Source organism: Phycicoccus sp. DTK01 (assembly GCF_017312765.1).
In the GTDB taxonomy this organism is placed as follows: domain Bacteria; phylum Actinomycetota; class Actinomycetes; order Actinomycetales; family Dermatophilaceae; genus Phycicoccus; species Phycicoccus jejuensis.
Genome location: NZ_BOPU01000002.1, coordinates 147,404 through 165,259 on the forward strand (window position 1 = coordinate 147,404; position 17,856 = coordinate 165,259).

Consider the following 17,856-nt stretch of genomic DNA (forward strand, 5'->3'; position numbering starts at 1 on the left):
CGGATCCGTGGTTGCCTGTCGCCACCGTTGTTCAGACGCAGGCAGGTGCGTCGCGGGGAAGACAGGACACCGATGAGACATCCCCTCTCCCACAGGTCGGGGCGCGTCGCGCTCGCCGGCCTGGCCGCCGCAGCCCTCACCACGGGGTCGTTCGGAGCCTCGGGCGCCGTCGCGAAGGGGCCCGCTGACCCGGGTCTCCTGCGCGAGAAGGCCCCCCAGGCCACTCTCCAGAAGACCGAGGTCAAGGAGACCCCCTCGGCCACCACGACCGAGAAGAAGCTCGGCCAGCACGACGTGCAGCTGCTCGAGAAGGCGGAGGCGGCCGGCACCAAGCGGGTCACCCTCATCATGGCCGTCGACAAGGGCACGACGAAGCAGGTCGCCGCGTCCATCCGCGCCCAGGGCGGCTTCGTCGGCATGACCAACGACAAGGTCGGCTACGTGCGGGCCAGCGTCCCCACGAAGGCCGTCCCGGGTGTCGCGGCGCTCGCGAAGGTCCGCGCCGTCGACCTCGACGAGTCGGTCAAGCTCCCCACGCCGGGGGCCGAGGGCAAGGCCGGCGCCGTGCGCACCCTCGCGGGCCCGGGGAAGTCCACGCCGAACGCCAACCCGTACATGCCGACCCGCGAGACCGGGTCCGTGGACTTCAAGAAGGCCAACCCGAAGTGGGACGGCCGCGGCGTGACCATCGGTGTCCTCGACTCGGGTGTCGACCTCGACCACCCGGCCCTGGCCACGACCTCCACCGGCGAGCGCAAGATCGTCGACTGGGTGACGGCCACCGACCCGATCTTCGACGGTGACGCCACCTGGCGACCGATGCTGACGCAGGTGGAGGCCACCCCGTCGTTCACCCTCACGGGTGTCGGCACCTATCGGGCGCCCAAGAGCGGTTCCTTCTACTTCAGCCGCTTCTCCGAGTCGATCACCGCGGCGAGCGAGCCCGGCGGCGACGTCAACCGCGACGGAGACACCACCGACCGGTTCGGCATCCTCTACGACGCGACGACCCACGACATCTGGGTCGACAGCAACCTCGACAACGTCTTCTCCGCCGACGAGCTCATGCGGCCGTACAACGAGAAGTACGACATCGGCCACTTCGGCGTCGACGACCCGTCGACCGACATCGTCGAGAGCATGCCGTTCGTCGTCGAGTACCGCGAGGACGTCGACATGAGCCCCTACGGCGGGCCCTACGTCGGGACGACCGCGGACTTCGTCAACATCGGCATCGTCGAGGACGCGCACGGCTCGCACGTCGCGGGCATCGCGGCCGGGCACAGCCTGTTCGGCGGCAGGATGGACGGCCAGGCGCCCGGCGCCAAGATCGTCTCCTCGCGCGCCTGCACCTGGGGCGGCGGCTGCACCAACGCGGCGCTGACCGACGGCATGGTCGACCTCGTCGCCAACCGCGGCGTCGACGTCGTCAACATGTCGATCGGTGGCCTCCCGGCCCTCAACGACGGCGCGAACGCCCGGGCGGAGCTGTACAACCGGCTCATCGACGTCTTCGGCGTCCAGCTGTTCATCTCGGCCGGCAACTCCGGCGCCGGCATCAACACCGTCGGTGACCCGTCGGTCGCGACCGACGTCGTGAGCGTCGCCTCCTCGGTCTCGAAGGAGACCTGGCTGGCCAACTACGGCTCGCAGGTGTCGAGCAAGCTCGCGCTGCACAACTACTCCTCGCGCGGCCCGCGCGAGGACGGCGGCTTCAAGCCGAACATCATGGCGCCGGGCTCGGCCATCTCGACCGTGCCCCAGTGGCTCAAGCAGCCCGACCTCGCCGAGGCCGGCTACACGCTGCCGATCGGCTACGCGATGTTCAACGGCACGTCGATGGCCTCCCCGCAGGCCGCCGGCTCCGCCGCGCTCCTGCTCTCGGCCGGCTTCCAGACCCAGACGCCGATCACCCCGAAGCAGCTGCGTGAGTCGATGTACACCAGCGCCGACTACCAGAAGAAGCTCGAGGCGGTCGGCCAGGGCACCGGCCAGACCGACGTCCCCGGTGCGTGGAACCTGCTCAAGAAGCGGTCGAACGTCCGCGGCGAGTACACCACCACGGCCCCGGTCTGCACCGCCCTCTCGGGCTTCCTCACGACCCCGAACCAGGGCACCGGCCTCTACGTCGACTGCCCCGCCGGCCAGGGTGGCCTCAAGGTGGGCCAGACCAAGCGGTACACCGTCGAGGTCGCGCGGACGACGGGCACCTCGCAGCGGGTCAAGCACACGGTCCGCATCATCGGCAACGACGGGACCTTCTCGGCGCCGTCCTCGGTGCGCATCGGTCGCGGCGGCGAGGTCTCCATCCCGGTGACCACGAAGGTCAAGACCCGTGGGCTGCACTCGGCGATCCTCGAGATCGACGACCCGACGACCCGGCTGGTCGACCACCGCGTGATGCTCGCGGTCGTCGCCTCGACCGACGTCACGAAGCCGTCGTACTCGACGGTCACCCGCGGCACGGTCGAGCGCAACCTCTTCAAGCGGGTCTTCGTCACGGTCCCCGAGGGCGCCAAGGCGCTCCAGGTGAACCTGTCGGGCATCGCCACGAAGAGCCAGGTCCGCTGGATCGCGTTCAACCCGTACGGCGTCCCGGTCGACACCACGTCGACGCCGTTCTGCTACACGAACTACAGCGACCCGGCCACCTGCAAGCCGCAGTCCCGGGCCTACGCCAACCCGATCCCGGGCGTGTGGGAGCTGCTCGTCGAGTCGCGGCGCACCTCGCCGTTCCTCGACAACCCGTTCGTGCTGACCGCGGCCGTCCAGGGCCTCACGGTCGACCCGGAGACCCAGACCGTCGACGCCCCCGTCGGTGAGTCGACCCCGGTCTCCTGGACGGTGAAGAACGACTTCGGCACCGTGACGGTCAACCCGCGCGGCGGCTCGCTCGGCTCGGCCCACGCCGAGCGCGCGACCATCGCCGACGGCGACCAGGCCACGTACGAGGTCGTCGTGCCGGAGGGCGCGACCCGCCTCGACGCGGCGATCGGCAACACCTCGGACCTCAGCGCCGACCTGGACCTCACGGTCTACGACGCCGACGGCAACCAGGTGGCGCAGTCGGCCGACGGCGACTCGGAGGAGGCGGTCTCGATCGCCAACCCGGCGCCCGGCACCTACACCGTCGTCATCGACGGCTACTCGGTCCCGGCGGGCACGACGGAGTACGACTACCGTGACGTGTTCTTCAGCCCGGCCCTCGGCACGCTCGACGTGCCGTCGGGCTCGGTCACCCTCGCGGGTGGGGCCTCGGTCACGGTCAACGGGGCCATCTCGCCCGACGCCGCGGCCGAGAACGGTCGTCAGCTGTTCGGGGAGATGAACCTGCTCTCCACGGAGGGTGCGGTCCTCGGGACGGGCTCGGTGCTCGTCTCGGCTCCGGCGCAGAGCTGACGCACGCGTCGCACGGAGGGCCCCGCGGGTACGTCCCGCGGGGCCCTTCCGCGCGCCGTGGGCGTGCCACCGGCCGCGGCCGGTCCCGTGCGAGAGTGCCGGGGTGAGCGCGCCGCCCGAGGACACCTCCCCGTCGCAGCACCGCGAGGTCCTGCGCCTGGCCCTGCCGGCCTTCCTCGCCCTCGTCGCCGAGCCGCTCTTCCTCCTCGTCGACTCGGCCATCGTCGGGCGGCTGGGCGTCGAGCCGCTCGCCGGCCTCGGGGTCGCGAGCGCCGTGCTGCTGACCGCCGCCAACGTCTTCGTCTTCCTCGCCTACGGCACGACGAGCGTCGTCGCGCGCCGGCTCGGGGCGGGCTCGCGCGAGGGTGCGGTGTCGGCGGGGCTCGACGGCACCTGGCTCGCGGTCGGGCTCGGCGTCCCGACCGCCCTGCTCGTCGCCCTCCTCGCCCGGGACCTCTCGGGCGCCTTCGGGGCCTCCGCGGCCGTCGTCGACGAGGCCACCACCTACCTCGCGGTCTCGGCGGTCGGGCTCCCCGCGATGCTCGTCGTCCTCGCGACGACCGGGGTGCTGCGGGGCCTGCAGGACACCCGCACCCCGCTCGTCGTCGCGGTCGGTGGGTTCGGGGCCAACGCGCTGCTCAACCTCTGGTTCGTCCACGGGCTCGGCTGGGGCATCGCCGGGTCAGCGTGGGGGACCGTGCTCGCGCAGTGGGGGATGGCCCTCGCGCTCGGGTCGGTGCTCGTCCGCGAGGCCCGGCGCGCCCGCCTGCCGCTGCGGGCCCATCCCGGCCGCGTGCTCGCGGCAGCGCGCGGCGGCGTGCCCCTGCTCGTCCGCACGCTGGCGCTGCGCGCGGTGCTGCTCCTCACGACGTGGGTCGGCGCCGGCTTCGGGGACGTGCCGCTCGCGGCCTACCAGGTCACCGCGACGCTCTGGTCGTTCCTCGTCTTCGCCCTCGACGCCCTCGCCATCGCGGCGCAGGCCATCACCGGGCGCACGCTCGGTGCGGGCGACGTGGCGCGGACGCGGGCGGCGACGCGGCTCATGGTGCGTTGGGGCGTGCTCGGCGGTGTCGTGCTCGGGGTGCTGGTCCTCGCGGTCCGCCCGTGGGTGGGGGCGTGGTTCACGCCGGACCCGGCCGTGCAGGCGGCCGTCGCGGCGGGCCTGACCGTCGTTGCGCTCCAGCAGCCGCTGTCGGGGTTCGTGTTCGTCGTGGACGGCGTCCTCATCGGTGCGGGCGACGGGCGCTGGCTCGCGGTGGCGATGGTCGCGACGCTCGTGGCCTACGTCCCGGTCGCCCTCGGCGTGCGGGCGGCCGCGGACTGGCTCCTCGAGGGGGGCAGCGTCCTCGGGCAGGAGCACGCCCTCATCTGGCTCTGGCTGGCCTTCACGGCGTTCATGGCGGTGCGCGGCACCCTGCTCTGGCTGCGGGTGCGCACCGACCGGTGGATGGTGACCGGCGCGCCCCGCTGACCGGGCCCCCTCTTCCGCGAACGCGTGTGAACCCGCCGGGGACGCCCGGCGGTTCCACACGCGTTGGCGGACGGGACGGGGCGGAGGAGGGGGTGCGGGGGCGCTCAGGCGAGGCCGAGCGCGCGCGCCTCCTCCCACAGCTCGTCACGGACGTCGGGGTGGGCGGCGTCGCGGATGATGTGCCGGCACTGGCCGCGCTGGTCGTACCCGAAGAGCTCCGCGGCGCCCTGCTCGGTGACGATCGCGGTCTGCTGCACGCTCGTCACGGGCTCGTCGAGGAGCGGGACGACGGTGGAGCAGTTCGCCTTCGGGTGCCACGAGCGCAGCGCGATGAAGGACTGCCCGCCCGGCGAGTGCAGCGCCCCGACGACGAAGTCGGTCTGGCCGCCGAAGCCCGAGTGGATGCGCGCGTCGATGCGCGAGGCGTTGGCCTGGCCGAAGAGGTCGACCTCGAGCGCGGAGTTGACCGAGGTCATCCGGCGCTGGTGGGCGATGAGGCCGGGGTCGTTCGTCGTCTCGGTCCTGGTCATCCGCACCCGCGGGTTGCCGTCGACCCAGTCGTAGAGGTCCTGGGAGCCGAACAGGAACGACGTCGTCAGCGGGTGGTCGCGGTCGAGCGCGCCGGCCCGGTCGAGGGCGACGACGCCGTCGGAGAACATCTCGGTCCACACGCGCAGGTCGCGCCGGCCGGTCAGGGCCGCGATCGTCGCGTCCGGGATGCCGCCGATGCCCGCCTGGATGGTCGCGCCGTCGGGGACGCGCGCCGCGATGCGCTCGCCGATGAGCCGGCTGTCGTCGTCGGGGACGAGCGGCTGGTGCGTCGGCAGGGGCGCCGAGACCTCGACGGCGAGGTCGACCGCCTCGACCGGGAGCAGGGCGTCGCCGCCGGTGTAGGGCATCCGGTCGTTGACGACCGCGACGACGAGGCCGGAACGGGCGCGGCAGGCGTCGATGGCCGCCGGGAGGACGTTGACCTCGATGCCGAGCGAGAGCATCCCGTCGCGCGGCGGTGCGCAGTGGACGACGACGACGTCGGGGGCGAGCGGGCCGCCGTAGAGCACGGGGACGAGCGAGAGCCGGCTCGGGACGTACGAGAGGTTCGAGTGCCGGCGCATCCCGCCGCCGACGAAGCAGGTCTCGGCGGTGACCCCGGGCCGGTCCGGGATCCCCGGTGGCGCGTTGAGGGCGTGGAGGACGTACTCCTGGCGTCCCTCGTCGAGGACCCGGACGGCCTCCCAGGGCACGGCCACGTTGCCGGAGACGACGACGCGGGGGACCCCCGGGAGGGCGGCGAGGTGGCGGCCGAGCTGGTCGAGCGTGACTGTCCGCACGGCACCCATCATGGCCCGTCCGGGGCGCGCGCACACGGCAGGTGAGGCTGTCCTGACCCCTTCCGGCCACGCGGTGGCGGGCCTAGCGTGGACGCCATGTGCCGCAACATCCGCCAGCTCCACAACTTCGAGCCGCCCGCGACGAGCGAGGAGGTGCGGGCCGCCGCGCTCCAGTACGTGCGCAAGGTGAGCGGGTCGACGCGGCCGTCGCAGGCCAACGAGGAAGCCTTCGCCCGGGCCGTCGACGAGGTCGCGCACGCCACCGCGCACCTGCTCGACGCGCTCGTCACGCAGGCCCCGCCCAAGGACCGCGAGGTGGAGGCGGCCAAGGCCCGCGCCCGCGCGGCGGAGCGCTACGGCCGCACCGGCTGACACCGGTGTCCGGCAGGTCGGGCGGGCCATGACGTGATGCAGATGCCTCCCGTCGCCTGTGGACCGTGACACGCCCGAAACTTTCTGTCGCGCACAGGGGGTGGACGGAGACGTCGCAGGTCAGGGCCGTGCGGTGCGGTCCGTCGGGGCGTCGTCCACAGGGTTCTCCACCGACGGTGCACAACTCCGCCCGGCGTTTTCCCCACCTTGTCCACACTCTGTCCACAGCCGTTCGGCGCCGGGGTTGGAGGTCGCCGCCCGCAGGTCCTACGGTGACTCGGACGTCCCGGTGTCGGTGCCTTCTGGTGGGGTGAGCACCAGGCCGACGGACGTCGCGCAGGCGGTCCGCTCGGGGTCGCACGGACCGGTCCAGGAAGGGGCGCACGGGTGAGCATCGCGGAGCTGAGCGAGGCCTTCTCCGTTCCCAGCGACCGCCCGGACGAGCGGGTCCCGCCGCAGGACCTCCACGCCGAGCAGTCGGTCCTCGGCTCGATGCTCCTCGACAAGGACGCCATCGCCGACTGCCTCGAGGAGGTCAAGGCCCACGACTTCTACCGGCCGGCCCACGAGGCGATCTTCGACGCCGTCCTCGACCTCTTCGGCCGCGGCGAGCCGGCCGACGCCATCACCGTCGCCGACGAGCTCTCCAAGCGCGGCGACCTGACCCGCGTCGGCGGGCAGGCGTACCTCCACCAGCTGATCCAGTCGGTGCCGACCGCCGCCAACGCCGGCTACTACGCCGAGATCGTCCACGAGCGGGCCGTGCTGCGCCGCCTCGTCGAGGCCGGGACGCGCATCGTCCAGATGGGGTACGCGCAGGGCGAGGGCGACATCGACGACATCGTCAACCGCGCCCAGGCCGAGGTCTACTCGGTCGCCGAGAAGCGCGGCGGCGAGGACTACCACGCGCTCGGCGAGCTGCTCAACGAGACGATGGAGGAGATCGAGGCCGCCTCCGGTCGCACCGACGACCTCATCGGCGTCCCGACCGGGTTCATCGAGCTCGACGAGCTGACCCACGGCCTGCACCCCGGCCAGATGATCGTCGTCGCCGCGCGACCGGCGGTCGGCAAGTCGACGCTCGGCATCGACATCGTCCGGGCGGCCGCCATCAAGCACGGGATGGCCGCGGCCGTCTTCTCCCTCGAGATGAGCCGCACCGAGATCACGATGCGCATCCTCTCGGCCGAGGCGACCATCCAGCTCCAGGACCTGCGCCGCGGCCTGAAGAACCAGGAGCAGTGGACCAAGCTCGCCCGGATCATGGGCAAGATCTCGGACGCGCCGCTGTTCATCGACGACAGCCCGAACATGTCGCTCATGGAGATCCGGGCCAAGGCACGCCGGCTCAAGCAGCAGCACAACCTCAAGCTCATCGTCATCGACTACCTCCAGCTGATGACGAGCGGCAAGAAGGTCGAGTCGCGCCAGCAGGAGGTCGCCGAGTTCTCGCGTGCGCTCAAGCTGCTCGCCAAGGAGCTCGAGGTGCCGGTCATCGCGGTCTCGCAGCTCAACCGTGGCCCCGAGCAGCGCACCGACAAGCGCCCGCAGATGTCGGACCTGCGTGAGTCGGGCTCGATCGAGCAGGACGCCGACGTCGTCATCCTCCTGCACCGCGACCGCTCGGACCCCGAGCGCGAGGGCGAGGCCGACGTCATCGTCGCCAAGCACCGCAACGGGCCGACCGCCGACATCGTCCTGGCCTTCCAGGGGCACTACTCGCGCTTCAACAACATGGCGCGCGACGGCGGCTTCTGACCCCCTCCGCGACTTCTTGCCCATCCGCCACCTGTGGGGCCGGTTTGCGGGGGTGGTGAGGTGGCGGATGGGCAATCAGTCCCCGGGTCGCGACTTCTTGCGAGTTCGCCCGGTCGACGCGCCGGTGCTGCGGTGTGTCGGCGGCGGAACTCGCAATGAGTGCGGAGGTTCGCGTCTGAGTCTTCTGGTCGCGCGACTTCTTGCCCATCCGCCACCTGTGGGGCCGGTTTCCGGGGGTGGTGAGGTGGCGGATGGGCAATCAGTCCCCGGGTCGCGACTTCTTGCGAGTTCGGCCGGTCGACGCGCCGGTGGTGCGGTGTGTCGGCGGCGGAACTCGCAATCAGTGGGGTGGGTTCGCGTCTGAGTCTTCTGGTCGCGCGACTTCTTGCCCATCCGCCACCTGTGGGGCGGGTTTGCGGGGGTGGTGAGGTGGCGGATGGGCAATCAGTCCCCGGGTCGTGACTTCTTGCGAGTTCGGCCGGTCGACGCGCCGGTGGTGCGGTGTGTCGGCGGCGGAACTCGCAATCAGTGGGGTGGATGACGGTCGGGGGCGTCGTGCGGTCGGGGAAGCGGGCCGGCGTGGGACAGTGGGCCGCATGTCCCTGCGCCACGTCGACCGGGCCGTGGCCGGGTACACGGCCTCCCGCCCGCGGCTCGTCCCCGCGACCGAGCAGTTCGTCGCCGACGTCGCCGCGACGATCGACGAGGCGGGCATCAACTACCTGAGCGTCACCGGACGCACGAAGTCGGTGGCCTCCTTCGCCGCCAAGGCCCGCGGGGTGCTCGCCGCCGACGGCGCGGCCGACCCGCTCGTCGCCGTGACCGACCAGGTCGGCGTCCGCGTCATCACCTACGTGCAGCGCGACATCGACGCCGTCGCCGACCTGCTCGCCGAGCACTTCACCGTCCTCGACGACCGCGACCTCGGGGTCGAGACCGCCGCCGCCGGCCGCTTCGGCTACGCGAGCCGCCACCTCCTCGTGACGCGCTCGACCGAGCCCGGCGCCGGCTACGAGCCGCTGCGGTGCGCGTCCGTCCAGCTGCGGACCGTGCTGCAGCACGCGTGGGCCGAGTTCGAGCACGACATCCGCTACAAGGGGACGGTCCCGCCCGAGCAGGTGCCCGACCTCGACCGCCGCTTCACGCTCGCGGCCGGCCTCCTCGAGCTCGCGGACCGCGAGTTCCAGACCATCCGCGACCGGCTGCAGGCGGGCTTCGGCACGAGCGGGGTCGACGCCGGCGACGAGCTCGACCCGCGGATCAGCGCCCAGGAGCTCGCGACCTTCCTCGCCGGCCGGTACTCGAGCGCGGGGTGGTCGCGCACCGACCACTACGAGTGGATCGCCGGCCTGCTCCTCGAGCTCGGCATCGCCTCCCTCGACGAGCTGAGCGAGGTCCTGCGCGACATCGACAGCGCCGCCGTCACCGCCGCCATGGACTACCGCTACCCGCCCGGGGCCGTCCGCCGGCTCGACGACGACCTCCTCGCGCGCTTCGGGGAGCGCTACCTCGCGCTCCACGGCAACGCCCACCGGCACGACGCCCTCGCGGCGCGGGCCGCCCGCCTCAGCGGGTGACGCGCTGGACCGTGCCGTCGGTGCGGCTGGCGACCCACAGCGTGCGCGACCCCGGCGCGACGGCCACGGTGTTCGGCTGCTGGACGGTCGGGTACCGGACGACCTCGCGCGGTGCCGACCCCGAGACGTCGACGCCCACGACCTCGTTGAGCGCGGTCAGGGTCACCCACACGAGGCCGCCCTCCGCGTCGGCGGCGAGGCCGTAGGGGCTGCCGGCGAGGGCCAGCGACCCGACCTGTCGCAGCGGGTCGACCGAGAACAGCAGCAGCGCGTCGCCCCGGGTGTCGGCGACGGCGACCAGCCCCGGCCGGGCGAGGATGCCGTGCGTCGGCCCCGCGCCGGCCGGCACCCGGGCGACCCGGGTCATCCGGTCGAGGTCGTAGCTCGTGAGCGACCAGTCGGCGACGTCGACGGCCAGGGCCGTGCGCCCGTCGGCGACGACGCCGCCCGGCTGGCGCAGGTCGTCGAAGGTGTGGACGACCCGGCCGTCCCGGACGACGCTCATCGAGCCGCTGAACTCGTCGCCGACGAGGACGTCGCCGCCCTCCGCGCCCGTCGCGTCGTGGGGCACGTGGCCGACCGGGGTCGTGCGGGTGCGCCCGGTCGAGGTGTCGACCTCGACGAGCTCGTCGGCGGCCTCGTTGGCCACGAGCACCGTCCCGCCGCCCGCGGTGAGGCCGAGGTGGCGCACCGTGCCGGGGACGTCCACTGTGCGACGCACGGCGAGCGTCGTGGGGTCGAGGAGGACGAGGCGGTCCGGGCGACGGACGCCCACGGCGAGCAGGCCGCTCGCGGGGTCGAGGACGATCCCCTCGGGCGAGTAGCCGACCGGGAGGACCCGGCCGGCGGGCTCCACGCTCGGCGTCGGGGCCACGGCCGGCTCGGCGCCGGGGCCGCCGCTCGCGTGGTGGTCGGCGGGGGGTGCCGCCGGGTCCTGGCCGGAGCACGCGACGAGGGCGGAGACGGCACCCACCACACCCGCGCCGAGGACGAGACGGCGGCCGACGGGGCGAGGAGGGGTCACCGGCCCGAGTCTGCCTCACACCACGGCGCCGACCGCCTCCTCGGCGTGGTGGCATGCGACCGCGCCGCCGGACTCGCGGGGACGCAGAGGCGGGCGCTCCGTCCGACAGACGTCGGTCGCCAGCGGGCACCGCGTGTGGAACCGGCAACCCGGCGGCGGGTTCGTCGGTGACGGGGGCTCACCCAGTGGTGCGCGCCGCTCACCGAGGGCCCGCCGGGACCGGTCCATGCGCGGCGAGGCCGAGAGCAGCGTCTGGGTGTAGGGGTGCGTCGGCCGCTCGAACAGGGTGGCGGAGTCGGCGTCCTCGACCACGGACCCCAGGTACATGACGGCGGTCCGGTCGGCCATGTGGCGCACGACCCCGAGGTCGTGCGCGATGAACACGATGGCGAGCCCGAGGCGCTCCTGGAGCCCGCGGAGCACGTTGACGACCTGGGCCTGGACCGAGACGTCCAGGGCCGACACCGGCTCGTCGCAGACGAGCACCGACGGCTCCAGCGCGATGGCGCGGGCGATCCCGATCCGTTGCCGCTGTCCACCGGAGAACTGGTGCGGGTAGCGCGACATCATGTCCGGCGAGAGGCCGACGGAGCCCAGGAGCTCGGCGACGCGCTCGCGCCGCTCGTCCGCGACCCGGTGCAGCCCGTGGACGACGAGCGGCTCGGACACGAGGTCGAGGACGGTCATCCGCGGGTTGAGCGAGGTGTAGGGGTCCTGGAAGACCATCTGCACCTCCCGGCTCAGGGCCCGGCGCTCCCGCCCGCGCGCGCTGGTCACGTCGCGCCCACCGAGGCGGATGCTCCCCGTGTCCGGGCGCTCGAGGCCGACGAGCATGCGGGCGAGGGTCGTCTTCCCGCACCCGGACTCTCCGACGATGCCGAGCGACTCCCCGGGGGCGACGGTCAGAGAGACGCGGTGCACGGCGCTCACTCTCGACCGACCGAAGCCCGGAGAGCCGGTGACGAAGGTCTTGCTCACGTCGTCGCAGACGAGGACGGGCTCAGACGTGGGCACGGAGCACCTCCTCGGACCGCAGGCAGGCCGCCGACCGGGCCGGTGCCACGTCGAGCAGGGGTGGCCGCTCCGTCCGACAGGCGGCCACAGCCCAGTCGCACCGCGGGTGGAAGGCACACCCGGTCGGCAGTGCGCCGGGTCGTGGAGGGGTCCCCGGGATGACCGCGAGATCGCGCCCCAGGGCGTCGACGTGGGGGACCGAGCGCATGAGGGCCTCCGCGTAGGGGTGGGCGGGTCCGGCGAAGAGATCGTCGGCCGACGAGCGCTCGACGATCCGACCGGCGTACATGACGGCCACCTCGTCGGCGACCTCGCACACCACGCCGAGGTCGTGCGTGATGAGGAGGACCCCCATGTCCAGCTCGGCGCGGAGCCGGTCGATGAGCTCGAGGACCTGCGCCTGGACCGTGACATCGAGCGCGGTGGTCGGCTCGTCGGCGATGAGCAGCTCGGGCTCCAGGGCGATCGCCATCGCGATGAGGAGGCGCTGCCGCATGCCGCCGGAGAACTGGTGCGGGTAGTCGTCCACCCGCTGGTGCGCGGCAGGGATGCCGACGAGGGCGAGCATCTCGGCCGCCTGGGCGCGGGCAGCGCGCCGGGACGCGCCGCGGTGCTGGCGGTAGAGCTCGCCGATCTGGTGCCCGACGGTGAGGACCGGGTTGAGCGCGGAGAGCGCGTCCTGGAACACCAGGCCGACGGTCGCCCCGCGGAGCCGGCGCAGCTCCTCCGGGGTCGCGCCGAGCACGTCGTGGCCGGCGACCTCGACGGCGCTCGCCCGGACCTCGGTCCGACGGGGGTCGTGGAGGCCGAGGGCCGCCCGGGCGGTGACCGACTTGCCCGACCCGGACTCGCCGAGGAGGGCGAGGAGCTGCCCCCGGCGGACGTCGAGGTCGAGGTCCCGGACCGCCGGGACGGGGCCGCGCCTGGTCCGGAAGGTCACCGACAGCCCACGCAGGCGCAGGGCCGGGACGTCGGACGACGGGGTGTGACGGGGTGAGGCATCGAGCGGTGCGGTGGTCATGGCCCTCCTCGGGACGTGGCACCCCGATGATGCCGGACCCCGTGGACGACCGGAAGAGTCTGAGCCGATTTTTCTCGTACCCATTGACTTACATGCGGTTTTCTTGCAACTCTGTCGCCACTTCGCCTGTAATCGTCAATCCCTGCCGCCCGGAGGAGCCTCATGCTCGACCCGTCCCCGCAGTACAAGTCCTACCGCTCCTACAGCTACTTGGAGCCGGGGGTCGACTTCCCGGACATCCCGATGGCCACGGACGTCGGGAGGGTCCCGGCCTACACGGGGCTCGATCTCACCACGGCCGAACAGGAGCGCACCGAGCGGCTGCTCACCGAGTCGATGGTCATCTCGCTGCACGACCACCCGTCGCTCTTCCCCGAGAACCTCCACCAGGACCTTCGCGCGTACATCCGCACCGGCCGCGAGCTGACCGGCTACGAGGGTCTCGCCCGCTCGGGGATGACCGCCGTGTTCGACAACGTCATGGACGGCACCTGCTGCATCAGCAGTGACGGCGGCTGGAAGTGGGTCGACGTCCTGCACGACCTGGGCATGCGGATGGCCGACCTCGCCCACCAGGACTACGTCGTCAAGGGCGAGTCGCTGGCGGACATCCGGCGGGCCCAGGAGGACGGCCGGCTCGCCCTCGTGTTCGGGCTCGAGGCCGCGACGATGATCGAGAACGAGGTCGACCGCCTCGACATCCTCTACGGCTTCGGCGTGCGGCAGATCGGCATCGCCTACTCCGAGGCCAACTACCTCGGCTCCGGCCTCAAGGAGCGCGGGGACGGCGGGCTGACCTACTTCGGGGAGCGGGCCGTGACCCGGATGAACAAGCTCGGTCTCGCCATCGACCTCTCCCACTCGGGGGACCGGACCAGCCTCGACGTCATCAAGCACTCGACGAAGCCGGTCTTCATGACGCACTGCGGCTCGCGCGAGGTCTGGCCCACGAACCGGATGAAGCCCGATGCCGTCATCAAGGCGATGGCCGAGCGCGGCGGGGTGATCGGGCTGGAGGCGGCTCCGCACACGACGCTGTCGCCCCAGCACCCGGAGCACTCCCTCGAGTCCGTCATGGACCACTTCACCCACCTCGTCGACGTCGTGGGCATCGAGCACGTCGCGTTCGGGCCGGACACCCTCTTCGGGGACCACGTCGGCCTCCACGACGCCTTCAGCAGCAACCTGTCCATCGGCCAGGCGCACGGCCACGTCGAGTACGAGAAGCAGCCGTACGTCGACGGGCTCGAGAACCCCGGCGAGTGCTTCCACAACATCATCGGCTGGCTCGTCGGCCACGGGTACTCGGACGACGAGATCCGCGCGGTCGTCGGCGGCAACATCGTCCGTGTCCTCGAGGAGGTGTGGTTCTGATGCGCCGCCGAACGGTCCTCACCGGGGTGGTGGCCTCCGCGGCCGCGCTCGCCCTGGCGGCGTGCGCCCCGAGCGGGCCGGAGGAGGGCGGCAGCGCGTCCGGCACCTCGGGCGCCGCGGACACCCTCCGGATCGCCACGACGACGGACGTCGTCAACCTCAACCCGATGCTCGGCAACTCGCGGACGGACTCGTGGGTCACCGACCTCATGTACCCGCGCCTCCTGACGATCGCCGCCGACGGGAGCAAGCAGCCCTCGCTCGCCACCTCCTGGGGCTACAGCGACGACGGGCGCACCGGGTGGTACGACATCCGGGACGACTTCACGTGGAGCGACGGCGAGAAGCTGACCGCGGCCGACGTGGCGTACACGATCAACACCATCAAGACCCAGAACCCCAAGGGAGGCGTGGTCAACGGCTTCATGGGCAGTGTCGACACGGCGAAGGCGGTGTCCGACACGAGGGTCGAGGTGTCCCTCACCCGTCCGGACAGCATCGTCGTTCCCGAGGTCGGTTTCTGGATGACGGTCGTCCCCGAGCACGTCTTCTCGAAGCACGCCACGATCGACGACTTCGCCAACGACGCCGACTGGGTGAGCGCCGGCCCCTACCGGCTGAAGACCGTGGCCAAGGGTCAGAGCTACACCCTCGAACGGGTCGAGGGCTACCCGCTGGCACCGAACGGCAAGCCCACGCTCGCCGCCGTCGAGTTCAAGGTCTACCCCGACGTCAACACCGAGATCCTCGCCCTGAAGAAGGGTGACGTCGACGTCATCGCCAACGCCCTGCCGCCCGCGCAGGTGCGCAGCCTGCAGTCCACCGAGGGCATCGACGTGGCCGAGGTCCCGGGCCTGGGGTTCACGCACATGACCTACAACATGAAGCGCGCCCCGCTCGACGACGCCCGCGTCCGGCAGGCCCTGGCGCACGCGGTCGACTACGGCTCGATCAGGGAGGTCGCCGTCCAGGGGCAGGCCGTCACCGCCAACAGCAGCCCCATCACGGACTCGCTCAAGCAGTACGCGAACCCGGACCTCACGGAGTACGCCTACGACCCCGAGAAGTCGCGTCAGCTGCTGGCCGAGGCCGGCGTGCAGAACCCGACGTTCCGGATGATCTACTCCCTCCAGGACCCGGTCGTCTCGGCCTGGACGTCCATCGTCAAGGAGGGCGCGGCCAAGGCCGGCATCACGATCGAGCTCCAGGGGCTGGACCGCAACACCTACCTCGCCAAGACCGCCGAGGGTGACTACGACATCTACGCGGGCTCCTTCGCGATCATGGACGAGCCGGTCTCGAACATGGCCCTGCAGTACCTGCCGAAGGGCGCGATCAACTACTCGCAGGTCGACGACCCCGCGCTGACGGACCTCATCCAGCAGGCCCAGGCGACGGTCGACGCGGATCAGCAGAAGGTGCTCGTCCGCCAGGCGGCCGCCTACGTGCACGACCAGATGATCGACAACGTGATGTACGTGCAGAACCTCTACGTGGCGCACCGGTCCGACTGGTCCGGCTTCGTCACCAAGCCGAGCGAGCTGCTCTCCATCATCGACCCCGAGTCGCTCGCCCGGGTGACCCGCACCCCGTGACCGCCGGTGGACGGCGCCCGCCCCCCGGGCGCCGTCCACCCCCACCCCGAGGGGAGACCCCATGCCGCCCATCGCGGTCTTCGTCGCCAAGCGCGTCGGCCACGGGCTCGTGACGCTCTGGTTCGCCGTCACCATCACCTTCCTGCTGCTCCGGCTCCTCCCGGGAGACCCCGCCACCGCCATCGCCAGCACGAACATGGATGCCGCGATGCGCCAGGAGCTGCTGACCAAGTACGGGCTGACGGACCCCCTCGTGGTCCAGTACGCCAAGTACCTCGGTCAGCTGCTGCACGGTGACCTCGGGACGTCCTTCAGCCAGGCCCAGCCGGTCAGCGCGATCCTCCTGGAGCGGCTTCCGTGGACGGTCCTGCTCGCCGGCTCGGCCGTGGTCCTCACCGTCCTCGTGGGCATCCCGCTCGGGGTGACCGCGGCGACCCACGCCCACGGGGCGCTCGACCGGGTCGTGCAGGTGATCGGGGTGACCGGTCAGTCCCTCTTCGTCCCCAGCGTGGGGATCTTCCTGCTCTACGTGTTCGGCCTCGTCCTCGGGTGGTTCCCGATCGGGGGCGCGTACGCCGAGGGCGTGTACGGCGGCGCGTGGTACCTCGACGTGCTGCGTCACCTCGTGCTGCCGCTGACGAGTCTCGTGCTCGTCTCGCTCGGCTCCTACGTCCTCACGCTGCGCTCCACCCTGATCGACGCGCTCGGTGAGGACTTCTGCACCCTCGCCCGCGCGAAGGGCACCCCGGAGCGGCTCGTCGTGTGGAAGCACGGGCTGCGCAACGCGCTCCTGCCGACCACGACACTGCTCGGGCTCCAGCTGGGCTTCCTCGTCGGAGGGTCCGTGCTGACCGAGACGATCTTCGCCTACCCCGGCGTCGGCCGGGCCATCTACGAGTCCGTGATCCGTCTCGACTTCCCGGTCCTCCAGGGGGCCTTCCTCCTCCTCGCGGCGACGGTCGTCGTCGCGAACATGCTGACCGACCTGGCCTACGGTCTGCTCGACCCGAGAGTGAGGAACGCATGACCGCGGCCCTCGAGCAAGACCTTGCGGGAGGCGCCGCCGAGCCCGTCGAGCGTGGCGAGGCGGCCGGACGTGCGACGTGGGACGCGTTCCGGCGCAACCCGATGGGGCTGGGGGCGGCGGCCATTCTCGGTGTCCTCGTGCTGATGGCTGCCCTGGCACCGCTCATCGCGGAGTACCCCAGCGGCTTCAGCGCCGACGTGCTCGCGCCGCCGTCCGCGGCGCACTGGTTCGGGACCGACAACCTCGGGAGGGACGTCTTCGCCCAGGTCATCTGGGGAACGCGGGTCTCGATGTTCGTCGGCGTCGCGGCGTCGGCGCTCGCCATCGCGCTCGGCGTCGTCGTCGGGGTGCTCGGGGCCTACGTCCGCCGGGTCGACACCCTCCTGCGCATGGTCGTCGACCTCTCCCTGTCGCTCCCGGTCCTCCCGCTGATGATCCTCGTCGCCGCGCTCGCCGGGCCGTCCCTGTCGACGATCATCCTCGTCATCTCCTTCTTCTCCTGGCCCGAGGTGGCGCGGGTGGTGCGCTCCCAGGCCCTCGCCGTCGTGGGGCTGCCCTACATGGACGCGGCCCGCGTCCTCGGGGGGCGCCACCTGTGGATCCTGCGCCGGCACCTGCTGCCCGCCGTGGCGCCGGTCATCAGCGTCACCGTGGTCCTCACGGCCAGCCGGGCCGTCCTCTCCGAGGCGGGCCTGTCCTTCCTGGGTCTCGGAGACCCGTCGAGCTGGTCCTGGGGTCGCGTGCTCTACGAGTCCCAGCAGTCCGGCTCGATGACGACCGCGTGGTGGACCACCCTCTTCCCCTCCGCGGCCATCCTCCTGCTCGTCATCGCGGCGACCCTCGTGGCCATCGCCTACAACGACGCCCGCAACCCGCGGGCCAGGGAGGACTGA

13 protein-coding genes are annotated in these 17,856 nt (G+C 72.1%); 9 read left to right on the top strand and 4 right to left on the bottom strand.

Annotation, left to right across the window (positions count from 1 at the left end; translation table 11 throughout):
• The first annotated feature begins 72 nt into the window (after nucleotides 1–72).
• Nucleotides 73–3,399: a S8 family serine peptidase gene (locus J3473_RS04460; RefSeq protein ID WP_207022090.1), complete on the top strand. Its 3,327-nt coding sequence runs from the start codon at nucleotides 73–75 to the stop codon at nucleotides 3,397–3,399.
• Between the two features lie 103 nt (nucleotides 3,400–3,502).
• Nucleotides 3,503–4,870 carry an MATE family efflux transporter gene (locus tag J3473_RS04465; RefSeq protein WP_207022091.1) on the top strand — a complete coding sequence of 456 codons (1,368 nt, stop codon included), beginning with the start codon at nucleotides 3,503–3,505 and terminating at the stop codon, nucleotides 4,868–4,870.
• 104 nt (nucleotides 4,871–4,974) lie between these two features.
• Here J3473_RS04465 and J3473_RS04470 read toward each other — a convergent pair whose 3' ends face one another.
• Nucleotides 4,975–6,201 carry an acetyl-CoA hydrolase/transferase family protein gene (locus J3473_RS04470; protein ID WP_030526195.1) on the bottom strand — a complete coding sequence of 409 codons (1,227 nt, stop codon included), beginning with the start codon at nucleotides 6,199–6,201 and terminating at the stop codon, nucleotides 4,975–4,977.
• Between the two features lie 96 nt (nucleotides 6,202–6,297).
• Between J3473_RS04470 and J3473_RS04475 the strand changes: the two genes are divergently transcribed.
• The 3 genes from J3473_RS04475 (at nucleotide 6,298) to J3473_RS04485 (ending at nucleotide 9,908) form a co-directional block, all read left to right on the top strand.
• Nucleotides 6,298–6,573, top strand: coding sequence for a DUF2277 domain-containing protein (locus tag J3473_RS04475; protein ID WP_030526196.1), 276 nt, complete (start codon nucleotides 6,298–6,300; stop codon nucleotides 6,571–6,573).
• A gap of 387 nt (nucleotides 6,574–6,960) precedes the next feature.
• Nucleotides 6,961–8,331, top strand: coding sequence for a replicative DNA helicase (dnaB, locus tag J3473_RS04480; protein ID WP_030526197.1), 1,371 nt, complete (start codon nucleotides 6,961–6,963; stop codon nucleotides 8,329–8,331).
• A gap of 596 nt (nucleotides 8,332–8,927) precedes the next feature.
• The gene (locus tag J3473_RS04485) at nucleotides 8,928–9,908 is read left to right on the top strand and encodes a GTP pyrophosphokinase family protein (RefSeq protein WP_030526198.1); all 981 of its coding nucleotides are present in this window, start codon (nucleotides 8,928–8,930) and stop codon (nucleotides 9,906–9,908) included.
• On the opposite strand, the gene J3473_RS04490 is transcribed toward J3473_RS04485, so the two are convergent.
• The 3 genes from J3473_RS04490 to J3473_RS04500 are packed head-to-tail and all read right to left on the bottom strand — an operon-like array spanning nucleotide 9,898 to nucleotide 12,967.
• Nucleotides 9,898–10,932: a YncE family protein gene (locus J3473_RS04490; protein WP_207022092.1), complete on the bottom strand. Its 1,035-nt coding sequence runs from the start codon at nucleotides 10,930–10,932 to the stop codon at nucleotides 9,898–9,900. The two genes, J3473_RS04485 and J3473_RS04490, sit on opposite strands and share 11 nt — an antisense overlap.
• A 15-nt stretch (nucleotides 10,933–10,947) precedes the next feature.
• The gene (locus tag J3473_RS04495) at nucleotides 10,948–11,946 is read right to left on the bottom strand and encodes an ABC transporter ATP-binding protein (protein ID WP_207022093.1); all 999 of its coding nucleotides are present in this window, start codon (nucleotides 11,944–11,946) and stop codon (nucleotides 10,948–10,950) included.
• A complete protein-coding gene (locus J3473_RS04500) occupies nucleotides 11,933–12,967 on the bottom strand; it encodes an ABC transporter ATP-binding protein (RefSeq protein WP_207022094.1) in 1,035 nt (344 codons plus the stop codon). Before J3473_RS04500 ends, J3473_RS04495 begins: the two co-directional genes overlap by 14 nt.
• Before the next feature lie 162 nt (nucleotides 12,968–13,129).
• On the opposite strand from J3473_RS04500, the gene J3473_RS04505 reads away from it, so the two are divergent.
• The 4 genes from J3473_RS04505 to J3473_RS04520 all read left to right on the top strand — a co-directional run bounded on the left by J3473_RS04505 (nucleotide 13,130) and on the right by J3473_RS04520 (nucleotide 17,856).
• Entirely contained in the window at nucleotides 13,130–14,341 is a 1,212-nt protein-coding gene (locus J3473_RS04505; protein ID WP_207022095.1) for a dipeptidase, read from the top strand.
• A complete protein-coding gene (locus J3473_RS04510) occupies nucleotides 14,341–15,936 on the top strand; it encodes an ABC transporter substrate-binding protein (protein ID WP_207022096.1) in 1,596 nt (531 codons plus the stop codon). The genes J3473_RS04505 and J3473_RS04510 overlap by 1 nt, the downstream gene beginning before the upstream one ends.
• A gap of 61 nt (nucleotides 15,937–15,997) precedes the next feature.
• A complete protein-coding gene (locus tag J3473_RS04515; protein ID WP_207022097.1) occupies nucleotides 15,998–16,963 on the top strand; it encodes an ABC transporter permease in 966 nt (321 codons plus the stop codon).
• On the top strand, nucleotides 16,960–17,856 hold the full coding sequence (locus J3473_RS04520; protein ID WP_207022098.1) for an ABC transporter permease: 897 nt from the start codon (nucleotides 16,960–16,962) through the stop codon (nucleotides 17,854–17,856). Before J3473_RS04515 ends, J3473_RS04520 begins: the two co-directional genes overlap by 4 nt.